Here is a 10,516-nt window from a genome sequence, read left to right on the forward strand (position 1 = left end):
CTGCCCTTCAAAGGATCATACAGCGTATCTACTAGGTTTTAGCGTTTGCGACAATCTTATTTTGGTTCGACTGCCCATCTCTGTCAGCCTCTCCATTTACTTGTCCGTTTATCTATCCAATATATTTGATAAATTAATGTCATTTTCCTGCCTTCAGAAGACAGTTTTTGGTGATTTATGGTTATTGGACGTGGTGCCATAGGGTTTTTCGTGCGTGGCGGGCTTCTTTTGCACGGTGCTGGATCCTTTTCATTGGGCACTGGCCTCTTTTTGCTCGCTTCCCACCCTCTTTCGCGCGCCTTTTGTGCGAAGCGGCTTCTTTTCGTTCGTGGCGGGCTTCGTTTTGCACGGTGCTGGATCCTTTTCATTGGGCACTGGCCTCTTTTTGCTCGCTTCCCTCCTCCTTTTGCGTGCCTTTTGTGCGAAGCGGCTTCTTTTCCTGCATGGTGGTCTTCGTTTTGTTCATTGGATATTGTTATTATGTGGTTTTGAACTTTGGGCCTTTATATACATAAAACCTGCCTCCAACGGGAGACAGGTTTTGGACCTTATTTAATGACTGCCTTGATAGACGTGAACGAAAGGTGTATCCATGTCGGCATCTTTTACAATAATGGATTCTGGTTGATTAGTCATATTGCTAATATAGACTTCAACTGGGGTATTGCGGTCAAATGGAAATTTAGTTTGCAATAGACTTGAAACATAATTTGTAAAGGACATTATTTCCGTTTCATCATAAAATGGAACATGAATATTGATCGTCAATCTTTGTATTTTGTCTGCCTTTATGAAGGCATTACCGATGACTCCAATGTTATTAGAGAAATAGCCTTTTACTGATTTCTGGAATGTATCAAACTTATCACTGTAATCTGGATATTTGCTGGCAGCTTGGTCAGAAGGTAATAATACATTATCTTCATTGGTCGCCTTCCAATGATCAATGGTTGTTTTACCTGCCCCGACTTCACCTACAGAATAAAAGTGTCCTGGTGAATCATAGCCTGGAGATGATTCTAAATAGAGACCGATAAACACAGGGACATTTTCTAACCCTTTGATCTGTCGAATCCGTTGGAGCACTTTATTCGCATAGGCCTTCCCTTTTTCCATTTGATCTTTAGCATTAAGCGTGACATCGACGGGATAGGTTTTTCCCGTCTCACTATAGTAGATACTTTGGTTGTAGACGGAATTCATCGAAATGGCAAGTGAAATCCCGCCTAATTTATATTGATTCTTGCCTTTTTTAGTCAGATAATCCTGTTCTAGAACATAACTCAACTCTTTCGGCGAGTCTTCAGCCATTTTACCTATGTCGCTTCCACTACCAAAAGCAGGATTTAATCCTTTGAGATTTTCCCCAGGATATTTCACCTTTTTCCCTTTTGGCTTTCTTGAAATCATTTCGTTAATAACATCGGAAGAAATATATTGACCACTTTGAAAATAATATTTATCAGGATCGTAAGTCCCTTTAGAAAGTCGCATGAGTCCTGTTTCAATCTCATCTATATCCGTTCGGTTATTCACACCATACGTAATGTATCCACGCGTGGAGCTATCCTTACTGGAATGAATGGTCCGATAGTCCTTTCCATTCTCCTGTGGAATCACTGTAACCTGTTCCTTACTCCCTTTTGGAGTATCAGTAACAATTTGCTTATTATCATCTTTTGACCAGGGCATCGTACACGCTGTTGTGACTAAGAGCAACATAACCATAATCAGCCCTAAACCCAGTGCCTTTCGTTTCAAAACGTTCAACTCCTCATGAATTTAAAGCGGCAAGAAAACGAGCCTCGTCCCAAATTTCTAGCTGTAATTGTTCGGCCTTTTCTAATTTTGAACCCGCCTCTTCACCGGCTATAACAATATCTGTTTTCTTGCTGACACTAGAAGTTACCTTGCCCCCAAGGCTTTCAATTCTCTCTTTTGCTTCAGGACGTGACAATTGTTCCATTTTACCTGTTAACACCACTGTTTTACCGGCAAACGGTGAATCCGCGACGTCTTCAGCATTGATGATCGGCCCTTTATATTCCATGTTGACCCCATAGGATTTAAGCTCATCAATAAGCTCTAAAAAATCAGGGTTCTGGAAAAAAGTGAGAATGGAGTCAGCCATTTTTTCACCAATTTCATCCACTGCAAGCAATTCTTCCTTCGACGCTGTCTTTAAAGCATCCATCGTCAGAAACGCCTCAGCAAGCGTTCGGGCTGCTTTAGCCCCCACAAAGCGAATCCCTAAGCCAAAAAGCAATTTCTCTAAAGAATTTTGTTTTGAAGATTCGATAGCCTCTAATAAATTATTCGAGGACTTTTCTCCCATTCTTTCCATACCTATGAGATGGTCATAGGTTAAACGGTAGAGATCAGCGACATCTTCAATTAATTTCTGTTCAAATAATTGAGTAATGACTTTCTCACCTAAACCATCAATATTCATGGCATTTCTAGAGACAAAGTGAATGAGTCCTTCCCGAATCTGTGCGGGACACTTCGGATTAATGCAACGAAGCGCGACTTCACCCTCTAAGCGGACAAGGTCGCTACCACACTCTGGGCACTCTGTGGGCATATGAAAATCGACTTCATTTCCCGTGCGGCGCTCTGTTAGAACATTGACAACCTCAGGAATGATGTCACCAGCCTTTTTTATAACAACATAATCGCCAATTCGAATATCCTTCTCACGAATAAGGTCTTCATTATGCAGAGTAGCTCTTTTTACTGTTGTTCCCGCTACAGGAACCGGTGTTAGGACTGCTGTTGGCGTTACGACCCCAGTCCGTCCCACATTTAAAACAATATCTTCAAGCTGAGTGACTACTTCTTCTGCTGGAAATTTATAAGCGATCGCCCAACGTGGACTTTTAGCTGTAAATCCTAAAGCCTGTTGTTGTGCTAGGGCATCGACTTTGATCACAATGCCATCGATATCATAAGATAATTCCGGACGTTTTTCTGTCCAATACTCAATATAGGCCACGATCTCTTCTATAGAGGCGCACTTTTTCCATTCCGGATTTGTCTTTAATCCTAAAGACTCTAACCATTCAAGTCCCTCACTATGACGTTCCAGTGGCTTATCATAGGCATTGCCAATTTGGTAAAGAAAAACATCTAAGTTACGACTAGCAGCAATCTTAGGATCGAGTTGACGTAATGAACCGGCTGCTGCATTTCTTGGATTTGCAAAGAGTGCTTCACCTGCCTCTTTGCGCTGCTCATTTAAGCGCTCAAAAGACCGCTTAGGCATATAAGCCTCTCCACGAACCTCAAGATTAATCGCCTCTTTTAAACGCAGCGGAATTGACCGAATCGTTTTGAGATTTTGCGTGATCTCTTCTCCTGTTGTGCCATCTCCACGAGTGGCACCTAGAACAAATTGCCCCTCTTCATAAGTTAAAGACACCGCAAGACCATCGATTTTAAGTTCGCAAATATACTGGACATCGTCTCCAACCGTTTGCCGCACACGGCGATCAAAATCTCTTAAATCTTGTTCGTTAAACGCATTGCCCAAACTCATCATGGGTGTACGATGCGTCACCTTTTTAAAGGCCTTAAGAGGCTCGGCAGCGATGCGTTGTGTCGGGGAATCTGGGGAGATTAACTCCGGATGCTCTCTTTCAATTTCGATCAGTTCATGCATTAATCGATCATATTCCGAATCCGGTACACTTGGATTATCCTGTACATAATATTCATATCCATATTGATTTAATAGCTTCCTCAGTTCCTGGACACGTGCCATAACGTCTTGACCCAAAACAATCGCTCCTTCGTTCTCACAGTTCTCTCTTTCTACTATAACCCATTTCGCCTACTCTCAAAAAGTAGGATAAGCAAAAGTAGGATTAAAGGTGACTTTTAACTTTTGTATGCCTTCTTTATATCTTATCAATCGGCGCAAAGCTTGCGAGCAACCGTTTGATCCCTGTAGGATTCGCAAACGCAATGTCTAACTCCATGGAGTCGCCTTCGCCTTTGATGCTCACAACCGTTCCTTCACCCCATTTTTTATGACTGACGCGATCGCCGACAGACCAATCACTTTCAGCATTGACATTCTTCTTCGCTGTCATTGGACGCTTTTGAACGGGAGCGGTTGGTGTTGAATTAGAACCCATAGCAGTGCGCGCTTGCCCAAAAGGCGTGCGAGATCTAGAAGCAGAGCCTGCTCCCCATCCCATGGAACGCTCCTGCTCTTCTCGCTCGATAAGCTCTTCAGGGATTTCAGCAATAAAACGTGACTCGGGATTAGCATTCATTCTTCCGAACAAGGTCCGCATCTGTGCATTAGTTAAATACAATTGCTTTTCTGCGCGCGTAATTCCAACGTAGGCCAATCGGCGCTCTTCTTCCATTTCCTCTTCTTCCATTAGGGAGCGACTATGTGGAAAGACGCCTTCCTCCATCCCCGCCAGGAACACAATTGGAAATTCAAGACCTTTGGCGGCATGAAGCGTCATGAGCGTCACCCCAGGACCTTGATGCTTATCTTCCTCTTCCATCCCCATATCGCTGTCCAATGCCAGTTCAGATAGAAAGGCAATTAAAGATTTATCCTCGTTGTTTTTCTCGAAGTCCTGAGTGACCGATAAAAATTCATCAAGGTTTTCTAATCGACTTTGTGATTCTAAGGTCTTTTCATCTTTTAAGGCCTTGCGATAGCCTGATTTATCAAGAACATCTTCCACCAGTTCTGTCACTGAGAGGTACTCCTGCATTTGTGACCAGTTTAAAATTTGGTCTGCAAATTCCACTAGAGATTTGGCTGCCCTTTTCGGAACCGCGGTTTGTTCAATCTCTTGTATGGCTTGAATAAGAGAGATATCCTGCTGTAAGGCGTAATCTGCCAGTTTATCTAATGAAGAAGCTCCAATGCCTCTTTTCGGAACATTGACGACACGCGCAAAACTGATATCATCATCGGGATTGGCTACTAATCTAAGATAGCCTAATAAATCTTTGATTTCTTTACGTTCGTAGAATTTGATCCCCCCGACCATACGATAAGGAATATTCGATTTTACGAGCATTTCCTCAACAACACGTGATTGAGCATTAGTACGATAGAGCACTGCCATCTCACTGTACTTGAAGCCTTCTCTTGAAAGTTCCGCGATCTTACCCGCTATAAAACGACCTTCATCATGCTCATTATCCGCACGATAATAATAGATTGGGTTGCCCTCCATATTATCTGTCCAAAGATTCTTTGGTCTCCGACTATAGTTATTAGCAATCACTCGGTTGGCCGCTTGTAAAATTTTCTTCGTTGAGCGATAGTTTTGCTCCAGGAGAATCACTTCAGTATCAGGGTAATCCTTCTCGAAGGATAAGATATTTTGGATATCCGCACCACGCCATCTATAAATAGACTGATCTGAGTCACCTACAACGCATAAGTTCCGAAACCGTTCTGCTAAGAGTTTAACGAGTGTATATTGGGCATGGTTTGTATCTTGATACTCGTCTACATGAATATATTGAAATTTTCTTTGGTAATAGGTTAAGGCTTCTGGGACACGTTTGAACAAGTGGATGGTGGTCATGATCAAGTCATCAAAGTCAAGTGAGTGGTTTTTCAGAAGGCGTTTCTCATACTCCATGTACACATCTCGAACAATCTCTTCATAGGCACCCTTCGCGATTTTGGCATAATCGTCAGCCGTTTTCAGTTCGTTCTTTGCTGAGCTAATGGTTCCCAAAATACCACGGGGATTAAACTTCTTAGGATCAATGTTCTTTTCTTTTAAAATTTGCTTAATCACGGAAACTTGATCGGTTCCATCTAAAATGGAGAAGTTGCGATTGATGCCAATACGATCTGCATCGCGCCGTAAAATTCGGACACACATCGAGTGAAACGTGGATACCCACAAATCTTCTGCAAGCGGGCCCGTTAATCCCACTAAGCGCTCCTTCATTTCTTTTGCGGCTTTATTTGTAAATGTGATCGCGAGCACATTCCATGGTGCGACTTCCTTTTCGATTAAAAGGTAAGCAATCCGATGTGTCAGGACTCTCGTCTTCCCACTGCCAGCTCCGGCCATGAGTAATAGAGGGCCGTGAGTATGCTGGACAGCCTTCTTTTGTTCTGGATTCAAGCCTTTTAATAGGTTGTCCACGATATCTTGCATATTACCACTCCCATTTTATAAAGGTACTTATTCCTACTTATTCACTTGGATTTCTTTTACAGCCTTAACAGTCTTTAATGCCGTTTTTATATCTTCATAAATGACATTACCCACAATAACGGTATCCGCATGGGCAGCCATCTCTTTGGCCTTCACCACGGTATCAATCCCGCCCCCATAAAAGAGTTGGGTCTCTTGTAGTGTCTGCCTGACTTCCCGAACGACATCAACGTCTCCGTAAGTACCACTATATTCCAGATAGAAAACGGGTAAATGAAACATTCGTTCAGCCATCATCGCATAGGCAACAATATCCTCTGTCTCAAGGTCGGTGGTTGCCGCTGTTAATTGCGCGGCCTTCGCGTCCGGATTAAGAATACAATAGCCTTCCATGATCACTTCATCCCAATGGAGTGTCTTGCCAAATGCTTTGATGGCTTCATGATGAAAACCAACAATCCAATCAGGATGACTACTATTTAGCACCGTCGGAATCATGTAATAATCAAATCCCGGAGTGACAGCATCTATATTAGAAATTTCCAAAGCACAATCGACTGCATATTGTCGAATCCTACTAAGTAGATGCAAGGTATTATCAAGGGTCACACCATCGGTACCGCCGACAATGACCGCATCTGTCCCGGACTCACAAATCTGTTCAATGGCTTTATCATCAATAGGTTTATTGGGATCAAGTTTAAAAACATGACGCCAATCCTTATACTCATTCACTAACAGTTCCTCCTAAAAGGTAGGTATCCAAACAAGCCAAAAGGTCTGCGGGCCAATCCTAGGCTTTTATGCCAAAATATTCACCGTATACCGACCTTTCTTGCATAGCTCATTCAAAAACACTCTAGCAGGATTATACCATATCCACTCCTTCTGTTATAGGCATAGAAAAGACAAAAACTCCAGCCCTTGACTGAAGTTTTTCTCCTTTTATAATCTATTAAGCTGGCTCAATACGATGTCAATGTCTTTAGATGATACTTCATAGTTTGTCGTCATTCGGATGGCAGTGGGCCCAACGCTATTGGCTAGAATGCCTTGCTCTTCTAATCGCTGAACAAAATCACTGGAGGACCAACCTCTTTCCGAGACATCCACTAAAACAATATTCGTTTCAACCAAATTGGCTACTTGGAGCCCCTTTATATTTGCGATGCCATCTGCTAGTTTTTTGGCATGATCATGGTCCTCTTGCAAGCGATCCACCATTTGCGTAAGAGCAATAAGTCCTGGCGCCGCTAGAATTCCTGCTTGCCTTAGACCTCCACCTAAGCGTTTGCGCCATTTCCGTGCTCGTTTAATAAAGGCATGGCTCCCAGCAATTAGTGAACCGACAGGCGCTCCTAAACCTTTTGACAGGCAGATTTGCGTTGTATCTGTATACTGAGCAAAATCTCTTACAGGTCTCTGGGTGGCTACCGCCGCATTAAAAAGACGGGCACCATCGAGATGAACCGGAATATCATGCTTCTGAGCAATAGCGTAAAGCTCCGCCATATTTTCGATAGGGACAACAGCCCCACCCGCTCGGTTATGGGTGTTTTCCAAGCAAATCAAGCCGGTTTCTGGAAGATGGACATCCTCAGCATCACGAATCGCTGCTTCAATACGACTTGCCTTCATTGCCCCACGGTCCCCTTTAATTGTCCGGGGCTGTACACCCGCAAAAGCCGAAATAGCTGCACCCTCATAATAAAAAATGTGAGCTTCCTCTTCTAATAAAATTTCATTGCCAGCAACACAATGGGTGAGCACCGCTATTTGATTCCCTTGCGTCCCACTGGTCACAAATAGGGCAGCCTCTTTCCCAAGTAAGTCTGCTGCTGTTTCTTCCAACTTTGCCACTGTTGGATCTTCACCATAAACATCATCGCCCACTTCCGCTTCATAAACGGCCCGGCGCATCGCTTCTGTCGGCTTGGTCACTGTATCACTTCGTAAATCGATCATTATACACCCTCCTAATCCCTTTGCTATAACTTTCAATCTATTGATTTGGCTTCATTATAGCTTAATGCTCTAGTTTTCGATAGTAACTTCATTGCTCCTAAATTCTCTATTTAGTCATCTTTTATTGCTTACATAACCCCTCACAATACTCCGCTCTACACGCACCTGTTAAACATATTAGAAAAGCCAGGCATAAAAGCATGCCCGGTCCTGCCCTGTCTTATTAAGCACTAAAAGAGTTTCCGAAGATGCACTAACTTTGGACTCTTGTTCCCTTCTTGCTCTCGGCTCTGTCCGAGGGGCTTTGACTTTGGACCCGAGTTGACTTCTCGCTTTGTTTTCTGTCCGAAGCATTCTCTTTTATGACGTTCCAAAAAAGGGCTAGATAACTTGAGAACCTGCCCTTTTAGAATCCTTTTTTATATAGTTAAAACTTTGTACCTGTAAGCTCTTCACTCAAAGCCCATAAACGTTCGGCACTTTGAGGATCAATTGCCCAAGGTCTAACGCCTGGCGTCGGCGCATTGACTGGATTGATTTCTGCGATGTCCACATTTTCACAATATACGCCGCCTTTGCCTGCCAATTGCTCACTTGTTGCACACCAAACAATGGTTGCCGCACCCTCAGGAATGGTCTTTGTCTCGTTGTTGTACTCCATTATCCGTCGCTGCCCCTGTTCATCCAGTGCTCCCATCGCTTTCAATTCCTCATCAGAAAGATGTCTTGCCAAATCGGTAACAATGGTACCAGGATGGACGGCAAAGGCTCGGATATTATCAGCTGTCCCTCTTTTATCGAGTTCGACAGCAAATAGAGCGTTGGCTGTTTTGGATTGTCCGTAAGCTGCCCACTTATCGTAGGCTCTATGATGATAATGAAGATCCGCAAAATCGATATCGCTCATACGGTGCCCCCGAGAAGACAATGAGATCACTCTTGCTCCATTCGCTTTCTTCAAAGCCGGCCACAATCCTGCCGCTAGCTGAAAATGCCCAAGATGATTGGTTGCAAAATGTGATTCAAAACCTCGTGCGTCATGCTTAAGAGGAACAGCCATAATCCCAGCGGCATTAATAAGAAGATGAAGTGGACGACGGGAAGCGATAAATCGCTGTACAAAAGCATCAATAGACCGCGGATCAGAAAGGTCAAGTGTCTCTAGCTCAATATTCGGTAGGCCTTTAAGCGCCGCTTCCGCTTTTTCTCTAGTTCTGGCAGGAACGATCACCGTTGCTCCTGCTTCCGCGAGTACACGTGTGGTTTCAAGTCCGAGACCTGAATAACCGCCTGTTATAATCGCTATTTTCCCACTTAAATCCTGGTTTCCTAATGCCTCTTGTGCTGTTGTTCTCGGCCCATAGCCGGAATGTATCGGTGCTTGTTGAGGTAACTTTTTCTGGTTTAACATCATTGTAGCCCCCATTTTTCATCTATCTTTTGATATAACTTGTATTTTTTCATATGCATAGGAATACTTAGCTTTTCTTTCCGCCACCATCAATTTCCTTAAAATGTTCGAGTTTATAATGGATTGTTTGAAGAACGCTTTGTCTCTCTTCAATTTGCTTCTCTACATCCTTAGCATGTCTCTCCAGTAACTGATAACAATCGGTAATCTCTCCTCGCTTATAGGCGTCGATGTACGATTTAATCGATGCAAGCGACATGTCCGTTCGCTTCAAGTTAACAATGAATGTAATATAGCGTAGCTCAGATTCTGTGTATTCTTTATACCCCCTGTTATTTTTTTTCGGTATAGGAATAAGACCAATCTTCTCATAATATCGCAGGGTATCCACTGAAAGCTGCGTCCTTTTTGCCACTTCTGATATGCGGAGTCCTGGCATCTCCATACACCTCCTCTTTGCACGATAAATGTACACCATGGAGTTCACTCCATGTCAAACTGGAACATTTCGGACATTAGTATTGTGTCCAGCTATAGCCATTCATGATATTAGAAAAGTTTTTAATGCCGAAATGCACCGTCAGCCGTAAACAGATTGAAATGGAGATCAACACCGTGGCCCTTATAAGGTCTTCTATTGAGTTATAAATTTTTACATTACAGGAAAACGGGCTTCAGCGAGATGCCTTGGCGACCGTTTTGACTTAGAATCCAGAAAACGGGCTTCAGAAAGGCGCCTTGGTGACCGTTTTGACTTAGAATTTGAAAAACGGGCTTCAGAAAGGCGCCTTGGTGACCGTTTTGACTTAGAATCCAGAAAACGGGCTTCAGGAAGGCGCTTTGGTGACCGTTTTGACTTAGAATCCAGAAAACGGGCTTCAGAAAGGCGCCTTGGTGACTGTTTTGACTTAGAATTTGAAAAACGGGCTTCAGAAAGGCGCCTTGGTGACCGTTTTGACTTAGAATCCAGAAAACGGGCTTCAGA

8 protein-coding genes are annotated in these 10,516 nt (G+C 43.3%); all 8 read right to left on the reverse strand.

What is annotated here, in order from left to right; translation table 11 throughout:
- Positions 1-552 precede the first annotated feature (552 nt).
- Positions 553-1,761, reverse strand: coding sequence for a CamS family sex pheromone protein (locus IEV91_RS11460; RefSeq protein WP_188497540.1), 1,209 nt, complete (start codon positions 1,759-1,761; stop codon positions 553-555).
- Positions 1,762-1,774: 13 nt separating this feature from the next.
- Positions 1,775-3,763 (reverse strand): NAD-dependent DNA ligase LigA, encoded by a 1,989-nt coding sequence (ligA, locus tag IEV91_RS11465; protein WP_188497552.1) that lies wholly within the window; start codon positions 3,761-3,763, stop codon positions 1,775-1,777.
- Positions 3,764-3,899: 136 nt separating this feature from the next.
- Positions 3,900-6,155, reverse strand: a complete 2,256-nt coding sequence (gene pcrA, locus IEV91_RS11470; protein WP_188497541.1) for a DNA helicase PcrA — start codon at positions 6,153-6,155, stop codon at positions 3,900-3,902.
- A 33-nt stretch (positions 6,156-6,188) separates the two neighbouring features.
- Complete coding sequence (gene pcrB / locus IEV91_RS11475; RefSeq protein WP_188497542.1) at positions 6,189-6,890, reverse strand: heptaprenylglyceryl phosphate synthase; 702 nt, start codon at positions 6,888-6,890, stop codon at positions 6,189-6,191.
- Positions 6,891-7,100: 210 nt separating this feature from the next.
- Entirely contained in the window at positions 7,101-8,120 is a 1,020-nt protein-coding gene (ltaE, locus tag IEV91_RS11480) for a low-specificity L-threonine aldolase (protein ID WP_188497543.1), read from the reverse strand.
- Between the two features lie 427 nt (positions 8,121-8,547).
- A complete protein-coding gene (locus tag IEV91_RS11485) occupies positions 8,548-9,531 on the reverse strand; it encodes an oxidoreductase (RefSeq protein ID WP_188497553.1) in 984 nt (327 codons plus the stop codon).
- 67 nt (positions 9,532-9,598) lie between these two features.
- Complete coding sequence (locus IEV91_RS11490) at positions 9,599-9,970, reverse strand: MerR family transcriptional regulator (protein WP_188497544.1); 372 nt, start codon at positions 9,968-9,970, stop codon at positions 9,599-9,601.
- A gap of 218 nt (positions 9,971-10,188) precedes the next feature.
- Positions 10,189-10,516 (reverse strand): hypothetical protein (locus IEV91_RS11495; RefSeq protein ID WP_188497545.1); only part of this gene is annotated, 328 nt, incomplete at its 5' end.

Origin of the sequence: Pullulanibacillus pueri (assembly GCF_014639255.1) — a bacterium.
In the GTDB taxonomy this organism is placed as follows: domain Bacteria; phylum Bacillota; class Bacilli; order Bacillales; family Sporolactobacillaceae; genus Pullulanibacillus; species Pullulanibacillus pueri.